This window comes from Bradyrhizobium ottawaense (genome assembly GCF_002278135.3).
GTDB lineage: Bacteria > Pseudomonadota > Alphaproteobacteria > Rhizobiales > Xanthobacteraceae > Bradyrhizobium > Bradyrhizobium ottawaense.
In genome coordinates this window covers 6,081,617-6,101,319 of sequence record NZ_CP029425.2, presented here as the reverse complement: position 1 = coordinate 6,101,319, position 19,703 = coordinate 6,081,617, and the positions used below count along the sequence as shown (strand labels likewise).

The window sequence follows — 19,703 nt, the reverse complement described above, 5'->3', positions numbered from 1 at the left end:
ATCGGGAGTATGGATTCCGGCCCCGCGCCAAGAGGGCGCGTCCCGGAATGACGACCGGACAGAGCCTTGCCTCGCCCCGTCTCTCCGCCCATATTCCGCGCGTCCGCCGCAACGCTGGCCCCGCATATGGCGGGTTCAATTGCCGGCGCTTTCGTGCAAGGATGCCTGCCGAAACGCCCCCACCATGCCCCCAAGAAGAGGTTAACGATGGTCAATCGCATGCAATTCTACATCGACGGCGCCTGGGTCGATCCCGCCGTCAAGAAGTCCACCGCCGTGGTCAACCCCGCGACGGAAGAGGCGATGTACGAGGTTGCGCTGGGCTCCAAGGCCGACGTGGACAAGGCGGTTGCCGCCGCCAAGCGCGCCTTCGCAACCTTCTCCCAGACCAGCCGTGAAGAGCGTGTCGCGCTGCTCACCAAGGTCATCGAGGTCTACAAGGGCCGCCTCAAGGAGATCGGCGCCGCCGTGTCCGACGAGATGGGCGCGCCGCTGCCAATGGCCGAGAAGCTCCAGGCCGGCGCCGGCCTCGGCCATCTCATGACCACGCTCGACGTGCTCAAGAACTACCATTTCGAGGAGCCGGTCGGCACCGCCATGGTGCTGCGCGAGCCGATCGGCGTGGTCGGCATGATCACGCCCTGGAACTGGCCGCTCAACCAGATCGCCTGCAAGGTCGCGCCCGCGCTCGCCGCCGGCTGCACCATGATCCTGAAGCCGTCGGAGTTCACCCCGACCTCGGCGCTGATCTTCGCGGAGATCCTCCATGAAGCCGGCGTGCCCAAGGGCGTGTTCAACCTCGTCAACGGCCTCGGCCCCGAGGTCGGCGCCGCCATGAGCGAGCACCCCGACATCGACATGATCTCCTTCACCGGCTCGACCCGTGCCGGCATCGACGTGGCCAAGCGCGCCGCGCCGACGGTGAAGCGCGTCAGCCAGGAGCTCGGCGGCAAGTCGCCGAACGTCATCCTCGAAGGCGCCGACCTCACGAAGGCGGTGACCGGCGGCGTGATGCACATGTTCAACAACTCCGGCCAGTCCTGCAACGCACCCTCGCGCATGATCGTGCCGCTGTCCAAGATGAAGGACGTCGCCGCGATCGCGAAGGCCGTCGCCGACAAGACCAAGGCCGGTGATCCCCGCGCCGAAGGCACCACCATCGGCCCGGTCGTCAACCGCGGCCAGTGGGACAAGATCCAGGGCCTGATCAAGAAGGGCATCGACGAGGGCGCAACGCTCGTCGCCGGCGGCCCGGGCCTTCCCGAAGGCGTCAACAAGGGCTTCTATGTCCGCCCGACCATCTTCGCCGACGTCACCCCCGACATGACGATCGCCCGCGAAGAAATCTTCGGACCGGTGCTGACCATCATCGGCGCCAAGGACGAAGCCGAAGCCGTGCACATCGCCAACGACACGCCCTATGGCCTCGCCGGTTACGTCACGGGTGCCTCGGTCGAAGACGCCAAGCGCGTCGGCCGCCAGATCCGCGCCGGCAACGTCAACCTCCAGGGCGTGCCCAATGACCGCACCGCGCCGTTCGGCGGCTACAAGCAGTCGGGCAACGGCCGCGAGTGGGGCAAGTATGGCCTCGAGGACTTCCTCGAAGTGAAGGCCGTCGCCGGCTTCAACGCGGCGTAAGTTTTTAGTGGTTGAACGAATGACGCCGGAGCGGGCAACCGCTCCGGCGTTTTTGCTTTGGGCGGCGTGTCGCGACAAGGCGAGGTGCCGTAGGGTGGGCAAAGGAGCGAAGCGACGTGCCCACCATCACGCCACAAGCGAGCAGTGGTGGGCACGCTTCGCTTTGCCCACCCTACGAGTGCGGCGCTAGCCGCCGAGCGCACCCTGCGTGTTCACATACAACGCGTAGATCGACTGGCTCGCCGCCATGAACAGGCGGTTGCGCTTGACGCCGCCGAAGCAGAGATTGGCGCAGCGCTCGGGCAGCGCGATGCGGCCGATCATCACGCCGTCGGGCGCGAACACCACGACGCCGTCGAGTTCGGGATCGCCCATGCCCCAGCCACACCAGAGATTGCCGTCGATGTCGCAGCGCATGCCGTCCGGCGTGCCGGGACCTGCGTCGATGTGGACGCGCTTGTTGGAAATCTTGGTGCCGTCGGGCGAAACGTCATAGGCGAGGATCTTGCGGTTCGGCACGCCGCGGGATTCCACGACGTACAATATCCTCTCGTCCGGCGAGAAGCACAGCCCGTTCGGCCCGAGCACGCCCTCTGCGACGATGGTCGCCTTGCCCGTCGCGGGATCGAGCCGGTAGACGTTCGGGTCGATCTCGGGCTCGGCCTTGTAGCCCTCGTAATTGCCGAGCAGGCCGAAGGTCGGATCGGTGAACCAGATCGATCCGTCCGATCTAACAATGACATCGTTTGGCGAGTTCAACCGCTTGCCGTTGAATTGATCCATCAGCACGGTGATGCTGCCGTCGTATTCAGTGCGCACCACGCGCCGCCCGCCATGCTCGCAGGTGACGAGCCGGCCCTGGCGGTCGCGCGTATTGCCGTTGGCGAAATTGGAGGGCTTGCGGAACACGGAGACCGCGCCGGTCTCTTCCTCCCATTTGATGATGCGCTGGTTTGGGATGTCGCTGCAGAGCAGATAACGCCCGTCGCCGAACCACACCGGTCCCTCGGCCCAGCGCAGGCCGGTCGCCAGCCGTTCCACCGCCGACAGTTTCAACCAGTATTTTTCGAAGCGGGGATCGAGCGCCATGATCGCGGGGTCGGGGTAATAGGTTGCCGGCCGCCAGCCTGGCCGTTCCTGGGTGTGGGACGATGCCTCATTCATGTCGGTTCTCACGTTTCGTTCCCTCTGGACAATCCTGCTATCATTAGGGACACGTGACGGCAAATCGGTCACCAACGGTGAGGGAAGACATGCCGCGTATTTTGATGACGGGAGCTTCGGGCGGAATCGGCACGAGCCTGCGAAAACTGCTGCCGCCGATCTATTCGGATCTCCTGCTGTCCGACATCAAGCCGCCCGCCGATCTCGGCGCGAACGAGAAGTTCAAGGCAGCGGACCTCGCCGATCTCGAGCAGTGCGAGGCGATATGCGAGGGCGTCGACGGCATCATCCATTTCGGCGGCTATTCGGTCGAAGGCACCTGGGACCAGATCCTCCAGGCCAACATCATCGGCGGCTACAATCTGTTCGAGGCCGCGTACCGCAAGGGCGTCAAGCGCGTGGTGTTCGCCTCGTCGAACCACGCCGTCGGCTTCTATCCGCGACACCACAGGATCGGCGCCGACGTGACCCCGCGCCCCGACGGGCGCTACGGCGTCAGCAAGGTGTTCGGCGAAGCCGTCGGCGCGCTCTACGCCGACAAGCACGGGCTGAAGGTGACGTGCCTGCGCATCGGCAATTTCGGCGACATGCCGCTCGACCAGCGCCGGCTCGCCATCTGGCTCAAGCCCGATGACCTCGTGCAGCTCTGCCGCATCGGGCTCGAGCATCCCGACATCCATTTCGAGGTGTTCTACGGCGCCTCCCTCAACGAGCGCGCCTGGTGGGACAACCACCGCGCCTATGAACTCGGCTATCGCCCCACCGGCCGCGCCGAAGATTTCCGCGAGCACGCGATGGCCGAGCAGGCCAAGCTGAAGCCGGATCCGGTCGGGGATTATTTCCAGGGCGGCACGTTCTGCAGCATGGAGTTCGATGCGGACCCGAGCCGGATCATCGACTGGAAGAAGCGCTAGGGAGCGCGCTCGACATGGCCAGAGCGGCCGAGCTCTGCTTGGCCGCTCAAACCGTAGCTTCGCGCCGGATCAGAACAGGCCCGGGAGCAGCATCGCTACCTTCTCCCTGTAGTGTCGGTACTGATCTCCGAAAAGAGTGATCAGGTCGCGCTCCTCCAACCAGATGCCGACGAAGATGTAGGCCGTCGTCACCATCGCGAACAGCATGTGCCCGAGCGTCATGGTAGGCGTCGACCAGAACGCGATAATGAAGCCGAGATAGATAGGATGCCGGATCAGGCGGTAGAGGCCCGGCGTCCTGAACTTCATCGGCTCGGCGAGCCGCCCCGCAAAGTGGCTGACGACTTGCGTAAGTCCGAACAATTCGAAATGGCTGATCAGAAACGTGCTGTACAGCACGATGAGCCAGCCGGCGAAGCTGCCGGCGACAGCGGCGTAGGCTGCCACCGGCGTCTCAATCTCCCAAACCACGGCGGTGATGGGACGCCATTGCCAGAACAGCAGGATCAGGCTCAGGCTTGCCAGCAGCACATAGGTGCTGCGCTCGAGCGCGGGTGAGGCGAAGGCGGCGAACAGCTTCTTGAAGCCCTGGCGAGCCATGCCGCTGTGCTGGACGGCAAACAGGGACATCAGCGCGAGATCAATCAAGAGGGCCTGTGCGGTCGAACCAGCCACGCCGCTGTCGATCGTCTTGGGCACGATGAACCGCGAAATGAAGCCGACGGCGTAGAGAAAGGTCCCGAAGAAGATGAGATAGGCAAGGAGGCCATAGCCGAGCACGAAGCTTCGTGCCAAGAGCGAGCTTGCCGTCTGTGTAGGTCCGTTTTGCATGGTGATGGACATGATAGAGTTTCCAGTTCAGTGGTGAGAGCTTGAACGGCTGTTTCAGCGGGCGTGTCACCGCCGCCTTCGTCAGGTTGCAAAGGCTGTCGGAACCGTCGCGGCCTTGCATTTGCCGGGGCTTTTCTGGACCATTGCGCCGCCGCTCACGCCCTCGGTGCGATGGTCGCCGAACGTCGTCGCAGCCGAAGCCAGAACAAGCGACATCAGGACGGCCCCGATCGTCCCGATCGCCAGCGCGGCGGTTCTGGATTTGAAATTTCCGAGTTTGAAATTCTTGAAATAGGAGGTCTTGGCTTCGGAAGCGTCGGATTGGAAGAAAGAATTCATGACTATCTCCTCGAATTGAAGCTGTTGCTGGAAATGCAAATCCTCTGATCGTGAAGCGTGTCTCGAACCGTGCCATCACCGCTGGCCGTGGTGCCGCCGCAACCTTTCGCGAACTGCATTGCGGCCTTCTCGCGGTTCGCCAGCATGCTGGCGACAGACTGATTGATGAGCCGGCGAAGCCGCAACAGGATGCCGGCGAGATACCGCTGCGAGGGGCTCAGTGCGGGCGGCGCCTGAGACTGAACGGACATTTTCTTATCCTTTCGTGGAATCACGAGTCGATGACGGCGCCCGCGCTGATTTGCTATTCGGCGGCGGCCGTCTGCGGTGTGGGATCGCCGCGGACGACCACTGTCGTGGCAACCTTGTAGAACTCCTCGCCCGGCATGCCGACGCGCCGTGCATGCTCGCGGATCGACTCCCCATCGCGCGCTTCATAGATGCAGAAGGTGCCGATGCGGCCGTCGGCCTCATGGACCACATAGCTGCGGATCCAACGGACGCGGTGGGACATCTGCTCGTTGCCGATCCGAGCGGACCTCGCGCCGGCGGCTTCCAGTTCGCTCAAATTTGCCCAGGCGCTCGGGCGGCGGATGACATAGAGTTCCATCAGACATCTCCTCGGGGTTTTTGCCTGCGGGGCGGAAGCGACCCAGGCCGTGAGGAGCTATAGAGGCGACCGGTGCTGACCGTCCTTACCGCGGGCTGATCATTGCCTGATCCTTGTCTGAACCTTTTCCGCATCGCCTGGACTTAACGATATGACCCTCAGGTTTGGACCCTTCGAGCTCGATGAAGAGGGCCGTGCGCTCATCCACGCGCAGCGGGAAGTCGCGTTGCAGCCGCGTGTGTTCGATCTGCTGGTCTACCTGACGCGCAACCGGGATCGGGTCGTCACCAAGGAAGAGCTGCTCGATACCCTCTGGCCTGATGTAACCGTCACCGACAATTCGTTGCAGCGGGCGGTGAGCATGCTGCGTGGCGTGCTGCGCAAGGGTGGCATGGATAGTGCCATCCGGAACATGCCGGGCAGGGGATATCGTTTCTGCATCGACGGCGTATCCGAGATGCAGGTCGCCGCTTCCGAGACGACGGACGAGCAGGCCCCGGACGTGCGGGCGCAAGCGCAACGCGCCGCTGCCGTGCAAGCCTGGGACGAAGCCGCAGCGTTGTTCGAGGCAGCCGATACCGTCGAACCGCTTGATGGCGCCGACTTGCACCAATGGGCGCTGGCCTTGCAATGCGCCGGCAAGGCCGATGCGGCCCTGCCTCTTTTGGCTCGTGCAGTTGCCGCCCATACCAGGGCCGGCAACGTCCCGCTGGCCGTCGTCGACGCCGTCACGCTCTCCGGCTTGCACTTCGAGCGCGGCCAGGCGGCGATTGCCAAGGGCTGGCTGGCACGGGCGGAAGATTGGGCCTCCGAAGTCGAGGATCCCGCCACGACTGCGCTCATTCTCTGGATGAAGTCGAAGGTCGCCGCGTTCGAGGGCGAGCCTGAACAGGCGCTTTCACTTGCTGATGTCGCGTACAGCACGGTCCGGCACAAGAACGCTATTGGCATCGAGGCGCTGAGTCTTGCTTATCGCGGGTTCTACCGGCTGTGTCTTGGCGATACACGTGCTGGATTAGCGGATCAGGACCTCGCCGCTGCGATGGCGCTCTCCAGTGGCGATATCGATCCAATCGTCGGAGGCATCCTCTACTGCAACATCCTGTGGGCGGCGCGGATGTTCGGAGATTGGGCGAGGGCCGACCAGTGGACGCTGGGCTATCAGAAATATTGCACCGAGAGCGGGATGGAATTGTCCGGCTCCTGCCAGCTTCATCGGTCAGAAGTTCTCGGTGTCAGGGGCTCGCTCGGCGAAGCTTTGCTCCGAATTCAGGACTCGTTGGCACGGCTCACCGGTGATGCGCCTTGGGCGATCGGCGACGCCAATCGCGTGCTTGGCGACGTTTACGCAGCGATCGGCAATGAAGACGACGCGCTCGAGGCCTATGAAAAGGCTTACGCGCTCGGCTGGTGCCCGGAACCCGGTCGCGCCATGCTGTTGCTGGAACGCGGTGAAGCGGAGGCGGCTTACGCCAGCCTCGAGCGCAGTCTGATCGGAAAGTCCTGGTGGACCCTGCAGCGGCGTGGGATCCTGTTCGCACATCTTGCACTCGCGGCCGCGCACACGGGCCGTCGTGAGCAGGCGCTTGAACTGATCGAGGAGCTCTCCGGAAGTCCGGACCGGTGGCCGATGCCGTCGATCCGGGCATTGACGAACGAAGCGCAGTCGGTCCTCGCGCATGCGCGCGACGACTATGAGGCAGCACTGCGACATCTGCATCTGGGCCGGCAATTGTGGTCGAGCATCGACGGGCGAGTGCAGGCCGTCAGGTTGAGGCTGCGGATCGCGAAGCTGCAATTGGCGCATGATGACGTTCGAGGCGCCTCGGCGGAAATTCATGCGGCGCGGCTCGTGGCCGGCGAACTAGGCTCTCGGAAGTTCGAGGCTGAGTGTGCGGCTTTGCGACGCGAGGCCGATATGCGTGCGACGGGACGCGCTGCCTAGCGACCGTCCGCGATGCGTCCCTGCCTTGTCAAGCGGCACGTGGTTTTTCGTTCGGGTCAGCCGGCGCCGCCGCTTTGTTCTGGTGTCCCGCCCCTTGATGTGGATCAATGGTACTCCAGCCTTTCGGCTTTCGATCTGTGCGATCGGAATTCAGCAACGATTGCGTTGATGACGCCGCAGAGGCGGCAGCGAAAGCCACGGCAATGAAAATCAAATTGTCAGTCGCGATATTCGCGATGATGGTTTCCAGACCGACGCTAGCCGCCCCCCTCACCGAGGCCGAGGCGGCATTCCTCGACCAGCTTGTCACGGCATCGGTGGTGCTCGAACAGCGATGCGACGGTTACGAGGTCGATGGCAGCGGCAGCGTTCAGCTCGGCGCCCGGCTGCTCGGCAGTCCCGACGTCGCGATGGCCATGATCGACGCCTATGCCGCGGCCATCAGGGCCCGCGACGGCGAGAGCTACGATCCCGGCAAATTCCGCCCTGAAGTGTCCGACGCGGCGAGCAAGACCTTCAGGCGCATCCGCACGGACTTGATCAGAAACCCGAAAAGGGCCTGCGCCGATTATGGCGAGGCGAGCGTGGATCGTGGGCTGTTGAGGCGGTACTGAACGGATATTCAGCGTCGTTCCAACGGCAGCTCGATCGGTCTACGCGCTAGCCCCTCCAATCCTCGCCAGGTAATCACTCTTGCTGAACTGCATGTGATCGACACACAACTGCGACAGCGCCCAGCTGTCGCGTCCCCTGAGTAGCTCGATCATCATCTCATGTTGCCGCCGCGATTGCGCGAGCCCCTCGCGGTCGGCGAGGTTCTTGGCGCGCATCGGCAGGGTCAGGTTCATGTAGTCCTGGAGCGAGCGGACCAGATAGGGATTGCCGCAGGCCGAGAACAGCGCGAGGTGGAAGGCGTCATTGGCCTCGTGGATGCCGCGCAGATCCTGCGCATCGGCTTTCGCGCAATATTGTCGTTGCAGCGCGGAGAGCTCGTCGATCAGCACTCGCGGCGCGGGCAGCGGGATCATCAACGCGGCCTGCCGCGTCAGCATCTCCCGGACCTCGTAGATCTGCCGGACTTCCTCGGCCGAGTAGAACCGGACGGTGGCGCCGACGTTCTTCTCCCGGCGGACGATGCCGCGCCGCTCCGCATCCACCAAGGCCTGCCGCACGAAGTGGCGGGAGGTGCCGTAGCGCGACATCAGTGCGTCTTCAGTCAGGCGCGCGCCCGGCGGCAGGCGACCGAAGATGATGTCCTCCTCCAGCCGCGCGACGACGTCGTCCGGATCGTCGCGCCGGACCGGCGTGCTGTCTGCAGTGCGAATGTCGGACATGCCTTCGGCCTCCCGGCGTCTGGCCGGCTCGCCCTGTGGAGCAGGCAAGGGACAGATTGTCAATAATTTCTGCCGAAGAGGGCGCTTATTGGCGGAAAATGCGACAATATGGGCCAAGCTTATTGACAATCCACGTTCAGGCTGTACCACAATGGCAACTTGAGGAGTGGCATGATGATGAGTGGGTTGCGCAAGGGTCTGACGAGCTATGGCGATGCCGGCTTCTCGCTGTTCCTGCGCAAGGCGTTCATCAAGGCCATGGGCTATTCCGACGACGCGCTGGAGCGTCCGATCGTCGGCATCACCAATACCTATAGCGACTACAATCCCTGTCACGGCAACGTTCCGCAGATCATCGAAGCCGCCAAGCGCGGCGTGATGCTGTCGGGCGCGATGCCGTTCGTGTTTCCGACCATCTCGATCGCCGAGAGCTTTGCGCATCCGACCTCGATGTATCTACGCAACCTGATGGCGATGGACACCGAGGAGATGATCCGGGCCCAGCCGATGGATTCGGTGATCGTGATCGGCGGCTGCGACAAGACGCTTCCGGCGCAGGTGATGGCCGCGATCAGCGCCGACCTGCCGACCGTGGTCATTCCGGTCGGGCCGATGGTGGTCGGCCATCACAAGGGCGAGGTGCTGGGCGCCTGCACCGATTGCCGCCGTCTCTGGGGCAAGTATCGCGCCGGCGAAATCGACGATGTCGAAATCGAAGCAGTGAACGGCCGCCTCGCGCCGTCGGTCGGCACCTGCATGGTGATGGGCACGGCCTCGACCATGGCCTGCATGATCGAAGCCATGGGCCTGTCGCTGCCGATGAGCGCGACGATCCCGGCGCCGCATGCCGAACGTTTCCGACTTGCGGAAGCGAGCGGCAAGGTTGCCGCCGAAATGGCCAAGACCAAGGGGCCGAAGCCGAGCGAGCTTCTGACACCCGCGTCTTTCAAGAACGCGCAGGTCGTGCTCCAGGCGATTGGCGGCTCCACCAACGGCCTGATCCATCTGACCGCGATGGCGCATCGCTCGCCGCATCGGCTCGATCTCGGAGTGTTCGACCAGATCGGCCGGGAGGTGCCGGTGCTGGTCGACCTCAAGCCGTCGGGCGAGCACTATATGGAGCATTTCCATCACGCCGGCGGCGTGCCGAAGCTGCTGGCGCAACTCGGCGACCTCGTCGATCTCGATGCCAAGACGATCTCGGGCCAAACGCTGCGCGACGTCGTCGCCAATGCGGAGGACGTGCCGGGCCAGGATGCGATCCGTCCGCGCGACAATCCGATCAAGACGGAAGGTGGCCTCGCCGTCCTGCACGGTAATCTCGCGCCGCGCGGCGCGGTGATCAAGCAATCGGCCGCGAGTCCCAAGCTGTTGAAGCACACCGGCCGCGCCGTCGTGTTCGAATCCGTCGAGGACATGACCTTGCGGGTCGACGATCCCAATCTCGACGTGACCGCTGACGACGTGCTGGTGCTGCGCAATGCCGGCCCGAAGGGCGCGCCGGGCATGCCGGAGGCGGGCTACCTGCCGATCCCGAAGAAGTTGGCGCGCGGCGGCACCAAGGACATGGTGCGCATTTCGGATGCGCGCATGAGCGGTACCGCGTTCGGCACCATCGTTCTGCACATCACCCCGGAATCCGCAGTCGGCGGGCCGCTGGCGCTGGTGAAGAACGGCGACATGATCAGCCTGGATGTGGCCAAGCGCAGCATCGAGCTGCTGGTCGATGCGGCCGAGCTGGAGCGCCGGCGCGCTGCATTGAAGCCGGCGGCTGCGCCCGATGAAGCGCGGCGCGGCTATGCCTGGCTGTTCAACGAGACCATCATGCAGGCCGACGAGGGCTGCGACTTCGATTTCATGCAGAGGACTGGGAAGACCGAGACAAGCTGACCGAACGACGAACGCTCAGACCGCACAAGCGGCGGGCATAACACAGGGGGAAACGATGATTGCACGATCCATGCCAGGATTCTTACATGGGTTGGCGGCTGCGGCCGCCGTGCTGTTCGTGACCGGGGCGGGGGCGCAGGAGGCGAAGCACTATCGCTTCGCCTACGACCAGCCGCGCAACACCGGCTATTCCATCGCGGGCGACATCTTTGCCGAAAAGCTCAAGGAGTTGAGCAAAGGCACCATGATCATCGACCAGTATCCGGGCGCGCAGCTCGGGCAGGAGCCGCAAGTGCTCCAGCTCGTGAAAGCCGGAGATGTCGAATTCTCCATCATCTCCTCCGCGAACACCGCGACGATCTCGCCGCAAGCCGGTGTGATGTCGCTGCACTATCTGTTCCGCGACGAGAACCACGTGGTCAAGGGCCTCGCGGATCCCCGCGTGTTCGAAGCGCTCAAGGCCATGATCGACGAGACCACCCAGGGCCTGCATGTGATCGCGACCGGCTCGCAGGGCGTGCGCCACATGTACGCGAAGCGGGAGATCCGCAATGTGGCTGATATCAAGGGCGCAAAGGTCCGCGTGCAGGCGACGGCGACCGAGGACACCATGTTCCCGGCCTACGGTGCCCAGACCGTGCACATGCCGTTCGGCAGCGTCTACACGAGCCTGCAGACCGGCGTCGTCGACGTCGCCGAGAACAGCATCAACGTCTACCTCGTCAACAAGCATTACGAGGTCGCGCCGGTCCTCAACATCACCGAGCACGAGGCCAACAACGCGCTGGTGTTCATCTCCGACAAGCTCTGGCAGAGCCTCTCGGCCGAGCAAAAGGGCTGGGTGCAGACCGCGGCCAACGAGATCAGCACCAAAGAGCCGGCGAAGGCGTTCGAGCTGGAGCGCACCGCGGCCGAAAAGCTGAAGAAGATGGGCGTGAAGATCGTCGACAACGTCGACAAGAAGAGCTTCACGGCGGTCGCCGATCCCTATCTCGACAAGCTCGCCAAGGAGCTTGGCCCGCACGCCGAGAAGGTCAAGGACTTGATCCGGTCGATTAACTAGGGCGCTTGCGGCCATCCTTCGAGACGCCCGCCTTGCGGCGGGCCCTCAGGATGAGGTCTCGTTTCGCGGCGAGATTTTAAGACCCTCATGGTGAGGAGCCCGTGAAGCGGGCGCCTCGAACCATGCAGGCCGAGCGTGATCGGCAGCTTCGCAGCTGTCACATCCGATAGCTTTGGGACGGGGGACTAATGGCCATCGCCGACAAACTGCTTGTGCATCGCCAACGCCACCTGAAATGGCGCGGGCTCGACTGGCTCGAGCTCGCGCTGATGATCCTCTGCGGCGTGCTCTGCTTTGGCTTCTCGCTGTCGGTCACCGCCGACATCGTCACCCGGACCATCGGTCATCCCTGGCTGTGGCTCCAGGAGGTGACCTCGACGCTGTTCATCTACGCGATCTTTGTCGGCACGGCGGCTGCGACCCGGCGCAACGACCACCTCTATCTCACCGCGATTTCCGAGGCGATGCACGGAACGTCGCGCATGATCGTCGAAGTCATCATCCGCATCGTCGTGCTCGGGGTTGCGTTCTGCCTGATCTGGTACGGCTATCAGAATTATCTGCGCGGCTTCGGCAGCTTTCGGTTGCCGTCCGGCACCCCGATCGCCTCGCTCTACGCGATCATTCCGCTCTCGGGCGTGCTGATCGGCCTGTTCACCATCGAGCAGCTGGTCAACGGCCTGCGCAACGGCTTTGATCATCCCGAGCCGCCCGAGGAAGATGGAACGCCCATCGTCACCGACGCGCAGGTGAGGGCGCAGCTATGAGCGCACCTGTTGTCCTGGCGTTGATGACGGTCTGCTTCCTGTCGTTCGGCTATCTCGGCGTGCCGGTGCCGTTCTCGCTGATGGCCGGCGTCTTCATCGGCGCGATCCTGTCCGACGTCTCGCTCGCCGCCATCATCCAGAAGATCTTTGACGGCGTCGATTCCGAGGCGCTGCTGGCGATCCCGTTCTTCCTGCTGGTCGGCGAGCTCATGAGTTCGGCGAATGTGGTGGTGCGAATAGCCAATCTCTCGGTATCGCTGGTCGGTCACATCAGGGGCGGGCTGTCGCAGGTCGTGGTCGTCTTCAGCATGTTCTTCTCGGAAATGTCGGGCTCGACCACCGCCGACGTCGCCGTGATGAGCCGGGCGCTGGGCGGCCCGATGAAGCGCGAAGGCTATGATCCGGCCTTCATCGCCGCCATCATCGCCTCGGCCTCCACAATCGCCGCGCTGGTGCCGCCGAGCATTACCGCCGTCGTCTATGGCGCGGTCGGCAACGTCTCGATCGCCGGCCTGTTCATGGCGGGCGTGGTGCCCGGCCTGATGATCGGCTTCGGTCTGATGCTTTATTGCTACTTCTTCGGCCCCTCCGGCCTGCGCAAGCCGCGCGCGCCGCTGCGGCAGGTGGTGTTCGCGGCCGGCGATGCGGCCTTGCCGCTGATGATCCCGGTGATCCTGCTCGGTGGCATCCTGACCGGCTGGTTCACGCCGACCGAAGCCGGCGTGGTCGCCGTGGTCTGGATCGTCCTGGTCGTGATCCCCGCGCTCAATCGCGGGCACATCAAGAGTATCCCTTACGATTTCTGCATTGCCGGACTAATCTTCTCGCTGCCGCTGGTCACCATCGGCGCAGCCAATGCCTTCGGCTGGATGCTCGCTTATCTGCGGGGTGCGAGCTACATCGCCGAAATCATCACCTCGATGGCAGGTAACGATCCGCATCTGATCATGCTGCTGATGGTGCTGCTTTTCACCATCGTCGGCGACTTCATCGAACCGGTGCCGACCATCATCATCTTCATGCCGCTGGTCAACACACTGACGGAGGCCGGTGACATCAATAGCGTCCATTTGGGCGTGGTGCTGATCGCCACGCTCGCCTTCGGCCTGATCACGCCGCCTTACGGGCTGGTGCTGCTGATGGCGTCGAAATTCGTCGGCATAAGTTTCGCGAAAGCGCTACGCGCTGCGTTGCCGATCTATCTGGTGTTCCTGGGGACGATCGCATTCGCGATCTACTTCCCGAGCGTGGTGCTGTGGCTGCCGCAGAAAGTGCTGCCGGAATCGGTCGGCTGCTTCAAGTCGCCGGCGGGGACGGGCTATATCTGTCCAAAGTAACGACTTGCTCGACCCGCCAATGCGCGCCGTCGCAGACGTAGCGAAACGGCGTGCCGTGGCTGTTCTTGAAGTAGCTGCCGGACAGCGCGTTGGCCATTCCCTGCATCACCGCGTCATGGCAGACGAACAGGAGATCGTCGCCGGGATGACGGTCGAGCCACGCGGCGACGCAAGCCAGCGACCGTTCCGTCATGGCGTCCCAGCTCTCGCCGTCGGCCGGCAGGATCGAGACGAGGCCCGTCGCCGACGTGACGCCGTGCTTAATCATGAGGTCGCGGACAGGCAGGCCTTCAAAGCTTCCGAAGTCGAACTCGATGATGCCGTCGTCGATCGCCAGCGGCACCGCGATCGCGGCCGCGATGATCTCGGCCGTTCGTGCTGCGCGGGCCAAGGGACTTGCAACGATTCGGCTGATGCCGGCGCCGCGCAGCATGTCCACGGCCTCGTGCGCCTGCCGGAGGCCGTCCTCATTCAGCGGATTGTCGGTCCGCCCCTGGAATCGTCCCTCGCGATTCCAGTCGGTCGCGCCGTGACGAAGGCCGTAGAACTTACGCGCTGGTGTCGTCACTTTGACTTGCTCGTGAATTTCTTCACGGCGCTGCGAAATTCCTCCGTGTTCATCGCCATGATGATCTTGTGTTCCTCGGCATCGAGCTGCTGCTTCACCGGCGTGGTGTTGGCCTGATAGACCAGCGATTTGGTGCCGGCGATTGCAGCCGGCGGGTTCTGCGCCAGACGCTCGGCGAGTTTTCGCGTGGCCGCCTTCAGTTCGGCCGCCGGGACCATCTTGGCGACGAGGCCCCATTCATAGGCCTGCTGCGCGGTAAAGTTGTCCTCGGACAGGAAGATCTGCAGCGCCCGGCGGGAGCCGACCGTGCCGACGATGCCGACCGTCGAACCGCCGTCCGGCGACACTCCGATCTTGGCATAGGCGGGTGTGAACTTGGCGTCATCAGCGGCGATGCAGAGATCGGTGACAAGGGCGAGGCCCATGCCGGCGCCGGCCGCCGAGCCGTGCACGCTGGATAACGAAATTTTCGGCATGCGCCTGACGATCTCGATGAAGGCGTGATAGTGCTTCAAGAGCTCGCCGACCACGGGCGTCACCGTGCCCGCTTCGGCGGCGGCACCAATCGTCTGCAGATCGCCGCCGGCCGAGAAGGCACGGCCTTCGCCTTCGAGCACGACGACCCTGATGTCGTCAGCGGCTTCGATATAGGCCGCGAGCTGCTCGAGCTTCTGCGCGATGGCGAGATTGATGGAGTTGAACGCGGCGGGACGGTTGAGCGTGATGGTCGCGATCGGGCCGTCGATCCGCAGCAGGGCGGGATCATCGGGCAGGGAGATGGGAGCTGGCATCTGGAATATCCCCGGCATGAGGTGGCTCGTGCGACTAAATCGCAGAAGCGGAGGAGTGACAATCCCCGACCGCCGCCCTTGCGCGGGGCGAAACGATAGGCTCAAATGGGGCCGCCTTCGCCAAGGGACGGACACGAGCGCCGGCTCCTCGTAAGGCCAGCAACCAAAATCAGCGAGAGAGGAGACGACATGGGTCACGCTCGTGTCTTCCGGAAATGGGCTGTCCAATGAGCGACGGTCCGGTGATCATCGTCGGTGCCGGCCATGGCGGCTATCAGGTCGCGGCATCGCTGCGCCAGGCGGGCTTTTCGCAGCGCATTTGCCTGATCAATGACGAGGCGCATCTGCCCTATCAGCGGCCGCCCTTGTCCAAGGCCTATATCAAGGGCTCGGCCGGGCCGGAGAGCCTGATGTTCCGGCCGGAGAAATTTTATCAGGACCAGAAGATCGAGCTGATCGCGGGCCGCGCAGTGTCGATCGATCGCGCCGGCCACAAGGTGCTGCTCGCCTCGGGCGAGACGCTGGCCTACGCTCACCTCGTGCTGGCCACCGGCGCACGCAACCGGCTGCTCGACCTGCCCAACGCCAATCTGCCCGACGTGAAATATTTGCGCATCCTCGACGAGAGCGATGCGCTGCGTGCGATCATGCCCTCGAAGACACGGGTCGTGGTGATCGGCGCCGGTTTCATTGGTCTCGAATTCGCGGCCACCGCCCGGATCAAGGGCCTCGAGGTCGACGTGCTCGAGCTTGCCCCGCGCGTGATGGCGCGTGCGGTGACGGCGGAGGTGTCGGAGTATTTTCAGGAACGCCATCGCGAGGCCGGTATCCGCGTCCATCTCGGCGTGCAGGCGACCTCGATCGAGGCAGAAGGCGGCAAGGTCACAGGGGTCTCCCTGAGCGACGGACGGCATCTGCCCGCCGATCTCGTCGTGGTCGGCGTCGGCGTGCTGCCGAACATCGAGCTTGCGGCTGAGGCCGGGCTGCCGGTCGCCGCCGGCATCATCGTCGACGAATATCTGTCGACGGCTGACCCTGACATCTCCGCGATCGGCGATTGCGCGCTGTTCGCAAGCCCCCGCTTCGGCGGATCGCTGCGGCTGGAATCGGTGCAGAACGCCACCGACCACGCCCGCTGCCTCGCCGCGCGGCTGACCGGCGACAAGAAGCCGTACGACAGCCATCCCTGGTTCTGGAGCGACCAGGGCGACGACAAGCTCCAGATCTCAGGCCTCACCACCGGCTACGACCGCGTCGTGCTGCGTGGCAGCGCCGCGAACAGGGCGTTCTCCGCGTTCTGCTACAAGGGTGAGACGCTGCTCGGCATCGAATCGATCAACCGCGCCGGTGACCACATGTTCGGCCGGCGGTTGCAGGGCATGAATCGCTCGATCACGCCGGCGCAGGCTGCGGACGAAAGCTTTGACCTGAAGAGCGCGCTGGCTTAGGGCGCCGACAACACAGCAGCAACTTCCCTGGCCGTCGGCATCGACGGCCCCGCGCCCATGCGCTGCACGCTGATCGAGGCGGCGGCGTTGGCGAAGGCGAGGGCGGCACGCAAGGGCACACCGTCAGCCAGTTGCGCGGCGAGCGCGCCGACAAAACAATCGCCGGCCCCGGTGGTATCGACCGCCTTCACGGCACGCCCGGGCACGGCGGCCTCTTCGCGCCCCGCAAGCGCAAGCACGCCGCGTCTGCCGAGCGTGACGCAGATGCTCTGGTCCGCGCGCGCCTGAAGTTTTCGCGCGACATCGAAGATCTTCGCGGCCCCGTCGCCGTCGGACAATTCCTCACCGGCGAGGAAGCCGAGCTCGGTCTCGTTCAGCACGAGGATGTCGACCAGCGCGAGCAGCTCACCGGACATCTTTTGCGCCGGCGCCGGGTTGAGCACGGTCACGACGCCGGCCTCGCGTGCGCGCCGGAAAAACGCGGCGATCGTCGGCAGCGGGATCTCGAACTGGCTGACCGCGACATCACCCTTCGTCAGCGGCACGTCCGCCACATCATCCGCGCCGACCTTCGCATTGCTGCCGGGAATGACGACGATGGTGTTATCTGAGGCCGCGACGGTGATGATCGCAGTGCCGGTGTGGGTGTCGGCGTCGCGCACCGAGCCGAGATCGATGCCTTGCGCGCCGAGGAACGTCTTTAGCTCAGCGCCAAAGGAATCCTTCCCCAGCCGCCCTATCAGCGTGGTCCGCGCGCCAAGCCGTGACGCCGCCACCGCCTGGTTCGCACCCTTGCCGCCTGGAAAATACAGTACCTCGCGGCCGGCGACGGTCTCGCCGACGCGCGGGTGGCGATCGGCGGTCGCCACCACATCCATGTTGATGCTGCCGGCGACGAAAACGCGCCCCATCTGGATCTAAACCCTGACCTCGAACTCGTGCCGAACCTTGGCGATATCGACGAGCGTCGGCAAGCCGGCCTCGTTGCCGAGGCGCTGGATCTTGAAGGTCGAGGCGGCTCGGGCAAAATCAAAGTGCTCGCGCCAGCTTTTGCCGGGATGAGCGAGGTAGGAATAGACATAGGCGCCGTGGAAAACGTCGCCGGCGCCGTTGGTGTCGATCACGCGCTCGCGCGGGATCGGCATCGCCGGCATGATCTCGACCGCACCTGTCTCGTTGTACCAGAGCAGGCCCTTCTCGCCCATGGTGATGCCGCCGATCTTGCAGCCGCGGCTCTTGAGATAGTCGAGCATCTTCTCCGGCGTCAGGTCCATCTGCTCGCACAGGCGCTCGGCGACGATGGCAACGTCGATATATTCCAGCAGCTCATGCGTGTTGGTGCGCAGGCCGCCGCCGTCGAGCGAGGTCAGGATGCCGGCCTCGCGGCAGACCTTGGCGTAGTGGATCGCGGCATCCGGCTGATGACCATCCACGTGCAGCGCGCGGCAGCCGCCGAGATTGAGCATCGGAAAGGGATGGATGTGCTCGTCGTCGCGGCAGCGGACGATGGCGCGCTTGCCGTCCTTGGGCATGATGAAGGAGAGCGAGGACTGGTTCACCTTCCGCCCGTGCAGCGAGATCGCGTATTTCGCGCACATGTCCTGGAACATGCGCCCCAGCCAGTCATTGGCCGCGGTAGCGATCAGGTCAGGCACGATGCCGAGCTTGGCGCAGCAGAACGCCGCCGTCACCGCGTTGCCGCCGAAGGAGACCGCGTAGTCCGAGGCCACGTGCTTCTCGTCCCCGGTCGGCATATGGTCGGTGATGAAGACGACGTCGATATAGGTCTGTCCGATGAAGAGAGCCTGCATTGCTTGTCCGTCATGCGCTTTGTGGTCCAGGCCGGCGCGCTTACTGTAGCACCGGTTCCGCTCAGGGATCGCTGAAATTATTCGCAAATCTGCCGCCCCAAGCGCTTGAGGTCAGCATGAGGCCGGAATACGACCATCACCGGGCAATGCCAAGCCCGGACAAACGCCGTGTTTCGGCGCATTGGTTCCAGGTCAATAAAAGGGTCGATCAAAAGGGGGACATATGATCACCGGCCTCGATCACGTCGTCGCTCTGGTCAGGGATATCGGTGCAGCCAAGGCGGCCTACCAGACGCTGCTCGCCCGCGCGCCGGCCTGGCAGAACTCCGGCGAGGGCGCCGACCGCGTGTTGTTCACCCTCGAGAACATGACGATCGAATTGATGGCGCCGAGCGGTTTCAGCGTGACGGCCGATCGCATGCGCGCGCTGCTCGACGACCAGGAGGGCGTGCTCGCCAGCCTGTGCTTTCGTGTCGCAGACATGAGCAGGATGCAGCGGCGGCTGCAGCGGGTGGCCTTGAGCCCGGATCCGGTTGCCGAGGTCGAAAGCAGCGATGACGAGTCGGGCGCCGTCCTGCACTGGAAGCGCACGCGCGCCGCCACGGAACTCACGCGCGGCGTGCGCATGTTCTTCCTCGAACTGGCCGACGAGCGTCCGCTCTCCCCCGCGACCGACATCGCGCCGATCGACGCACTCGACCACGTCGTGGTCACCACCGAGGATTCCGAACGCGCTGCCGCGCTCTATGGCGCACGGCTCGGGCTCGATTTGGCGCTCGACCGTTCGCACCAGGATTGGGGCCAGCTGATGTTCTTCCGCTGCGGCGATCTGATCGTCGAGGTGGTCCGACGGCCGGTCGCCGGCGGCGACCTTGCGCATGACCGGCTCTGGGGCCTGAGCTGGCGGGTCGCCGACATCGACGCCACGCGCGCCCGCCTGATCGCCGCCGGCCTCGACGTCACCGAGGTCCGCAACGGCCGCAAGCCCGGCACGCGAATCATGACGGTGCGCAACGGCACCTGCGGCATTCAGACGGTCCTGCTGGAGCGCTCGCCGAAGCCGGTGGAGTGAAAGCGCCGCTTTCTCCGTTCGAAGACTCCCGTAGGGTGGGCAAAGCGAAGCGTGCCCACGTCTTTGCCCAATTGATGCGAAGACGTGGGCACGGCGCAAGAGCGCCTTTGCCCACCCTACGAAACCGGCTTGCTTGGCTTTCACTGTCGCGAAACTATGCGGCGGGCTGCCCGCGTGTTAC

The 19,703-nt window shown here is 64.3% G+C and carries 20 protein-coding genes; 10 read left to right on the top strand and 10 right to left on the bottom strand.

Translation table 11 applies throughout. The features are described 5' to 3' along the window. Positions 1–207 precede the first annotated feature (207 nt). The gene (locus CIT37_RS28900; RefSeq protein ID WP_095426377.1) at positions 208–1,638 is read left to right on the top strand and encodes an aldehyde dehydrogenase family protein; all 1,431 of its coding nucleotides are present in this window, start codon (positions 208–210) and stop codon (positions 1,636–1,638) included. A 186-nt stretch (positions 1,639–1,824) separates the two neighbouring features. Here the strand turns inward: CIT37_RS28900 and CIT37_RS28895 are convergent, their stop codons facing one another. Continuing rightward, positions 1,825–2,802, bottom strand: a complete 978-nt coding sequence (locus tag CIT37_RS28895; protein WP_095426376.1) for an SMP-30/gluconolactonase/LRE family protein — start codon at positions 2,800–2,802, stop codon at positions 1,825–1,827. Positions 2,803–2,891: 89 nt separating this feature from the next. Here CIT37_RS28895 and CIT37_RS28890 point away from each other — a divergent pair, with 89 nt between their 5' ends. Beyond that, complete coding sequence (locus CIT37_RS28890; protein WP_095426375.1) at positions 2,892–3,716, top strand: NAD-dependent epimerase/dehydratase family protein; 825 nt, start codon at positions 2,892–2,894, stop codon at positions 3,714–3,716. Between the two features lie 69 nt (positions 3,717–3,785). On the opposite strand, the gene mddA is transcribed toward CIT37_RS28890, so the two are convergent. The 4 genes from mddA to CIT37_RS28870 all read right to left on the bottom strand — a co-directional run bounded on the left by mddA (position 3,786) and on the right by CIT37_RS28870 (position 5,496). Then, the gene (gene mddA, locus CIT37_RS28885) at positions 3,786–4,559 is read right to left on the bottom strand and encodes a methanethiol S-methyltransferase (RefSeq protein ID WP_038974296.1); all 774 of its coding nucleotides are present in this window, start codon (positions 4,557–4,559) and stop codon (positions 3,786–3,788) included. Positions 4,560–4,628: 69 nt separating this feature from the next. Then, the gene (locus tag CIT37_RS28880; RefSeq protein ID WP_131233129.1) at positions 4,629–4,925 is read right to left on the bottom strand and encodes a hypothetical protein; all 297 of its coding nucleotides are present in this window, start codon (positions 4,923–4,925) and stop codon (positions 4,629–4,631) included. After that, positions 4,889–5,137: a hypothetical protein gene (locus tag CIT37_RS28875; RefSeq protein WP_028143479.1), complete on the bottom strand. Its 249-nt coding sequence runs from the start codon at positions 5,135–5,137 to the stop codon at positions 4,889–4,891. Before CIT37_RS28875 ends, CIT37_RS28880 begins: the two co-directional genes overlap by 37 nt. Before the next feature lie 53 nt (positions 5,138–5,190). Next, a complete protein-coding gene (locus tag CIT37_RS28870) occupies positions 5,191–5,496 on the bottom strand; it encodes a nickel-binding protein (RefSeq protein ID WP_028143478.1) in 306 nt (101 codons plus the stop codon). Positions 5,497–5,647: 151 nt separating this feature from the next. Here CIT37_RS28870 and CIT37_RS28865 point away from each other — a divergent pair, with 151 nt between their 5' ends. Both CIT37_RS28865 and CIT37_RS28860 read left to right on the top strand, forming a co-directional pair. Then, complete coding sequence (locus tag CIT37_RS28865; RefSeq protein ID WP_028143477.1) at positions 5,648–7,441, top strand: winged helix-turn-helix domain-containing protein; 1,794 nt, start codon at positions 5,648–5,650, stop codon at positions 7,439–7,441. A gap of 203 nt (positions 7,442–7,644) precedes the next feature. Further along, the gene (locus tag CIT37_RS28860) at positions 7,645–8,055 is read left to right on the top strand and encodes a hypothetical protein (protein ID WP_095426434.1); all 411 of its coding nucleotides are present in this window, start codon (positions 7,645–7,647) and stop codon (positions 8,053–8,055) included. Between the two features lie 39 nt (positions 8,056–8,094). Here the strand turns inward: CIT37_RS28860 and CIT37_RS28855 are convergent, their stop codons facing one another. After that, positions 8,095–8,775 carry a GntR family transcriptional regulator gene (locus CIT37_RS28855; protein WP_095426433.1) on the bottom strand — a complete coding sequence of 227 codons (681 nt, stop codon included), beginning with the start codon at positions 8,773–8,775 and terminating at the stop codon, positions 8,095–8,097. Positions 8,776–8,949: 174 nt separating this feature from the next. On the opposite strand from CIT37_RS28855, the gene CIT37_RS28850 reads away from it, so the two are divergent. The 4 genes from CIT37_RS28850 to CIT37_RS28835 all read left to right on the top strand — a co-directional run bounded on the left by CIT37_RS28850 (position 8,950) and on the right by CIT37_RS28835 (position 13,832). Continuing rightward, positions 8,950–10,665, top strand: a complete 1,716-nt coding sequence (locus CIT37_RS28850; RefSeq protein WP_161966495.1) for an IlvD/Edd family dehydratase — start codon at positions 8,950–8,952, stop codon at positions 10,663–10,665. A gap of 55 nt (positions 10,666–10,720) precedes the next feature. Continuing rightward, positions 10,721–11,728 (top strand): TRAP transporter substrate-binding protein, encoded by a 1,008-nt coding sequence (locus tag CIT37_RS28845; protein WP_095426373.1) that lies wholly within the window; start codon positions 10,721–10,723, stop codon positions 11,726–11,728. A 188-nt stretch (positions 11,729–11,916) separates the two neighbouring features. Beyond that, complete coding sequence (locus CIT37_RS28840) at positions 11,917–12,495, top strand: TRAP transporter small permease (RefSeq protein WP_095426372.1); 579 nt, start codon at positions 11,917–11,919, stop codon at positions 12,493–12,495. After that, a complete protein-coding gene (locus tag CIT37_RS28835; RefSeq protein WP_095426371.1) occupies positions 12,492–13,832 on the top strand; it encodes a TRAP transporter large permease in 1,341 nt (446 codons plus the stop codon). The genes CIT37_RS28840 and CIT37_RS28835 overlap by 4 nt, the downstream gene beginning before the upstream one ends. On the opposite strand, the gene CIT37_RS28830 is transcribed toward CIT37_RS28835, so the two are convergent. Then, positions 13,792–14,400: a histidine phosphatase family protein gene (locus tag CIT37_RS28830; protein WP_095426370.1), complete on the bottom strand. Its 609-nt coding sequence runs from the start codon at positions 14,398–14,400 to the stop codon at positions 13,792–13,794. The two genes, CIT37_RS28835 and CIT37_RS28830, sit on opposite strands and share 41 nt — an antisense overlap. Further along, positions 14,397–15,191 carry an enoyl-CoA hydratase/isomerase family protein gene (locus CIT37_RS28825; RefSeq protein WP_161966494.1) on the bottom strand — a complete coding sequence of 265 codons (795 nt, stop codon included), beginning with the start codon at positions 15,189–15,191 and terminating at the stop codon, positions 14,397–14,399. The genes CIT37_RS28830 and CIT37_RS28825 overlap by 4 nt, the downstream gene beginning before the upstream one ends. Positions 15,192–15,418: 227 nt before the next feature. Here CIT37_RS28825 and CIT37_RS28820 point away from each other — a divergent pair, with 227 nt between their 5' ends. Beyond that, complete coding sequence (locus CIT37_RS28820; protein WP_095426369.1) at positions 15,419–16,639, top strand: NAD(P)/FAD-dependent oxidoreductase; 1,221 nt, start codon at positions 15,419–15,421, stop codon at positions 16,637–16,639. Here CIT37_RS28820 and rbsK read toward each other — a convergent pair. Beyond that, positions 16,636–17,550, bottom strand: coding sequence for a ribokinase (gene rbsK, locus CIT37_RS28815; protein WP_095426368.1), 915 nt, complete (start codon positions 17,548–17,550; stop codon positions 16,636–16,638). The two genes, CIT37_RS28820 and rbsK, sit on opposite strands and share 4 nt — an antisense overlap. 6 nt (positions 17,551–17,556) lie before the next feature. Next, positions 17,557–18,450, bottom strand: coding sequence for a sugar kinase (locus CIT37_RS28810; RefSeq protein WP_028143466.1), 894 nt, complete (start codon positions 18,448–18,450; stop codon positions 17,557–17,559). 223 nt (positions 18,451–18,673) lie between these two features. Here CIT37_RS28810 and CIT37_RS28805 point away from each other — a divergent pair, with 223 nt between their 5' ends. Then, positions 18,674–19,522 carry a VOC family protein gene (locus tag CIT37_RS28805; protein ID WP_028143465.1) on the top strand — a complete coding sequence of 283 codons (849 nt, stop codon included), beginning with the start codon at positions 18,674–18,676 and terminating at the stop codon, positions 19,520–19,522. Positions 19,523–19,703: the final 181 nt, after the last annotated feature.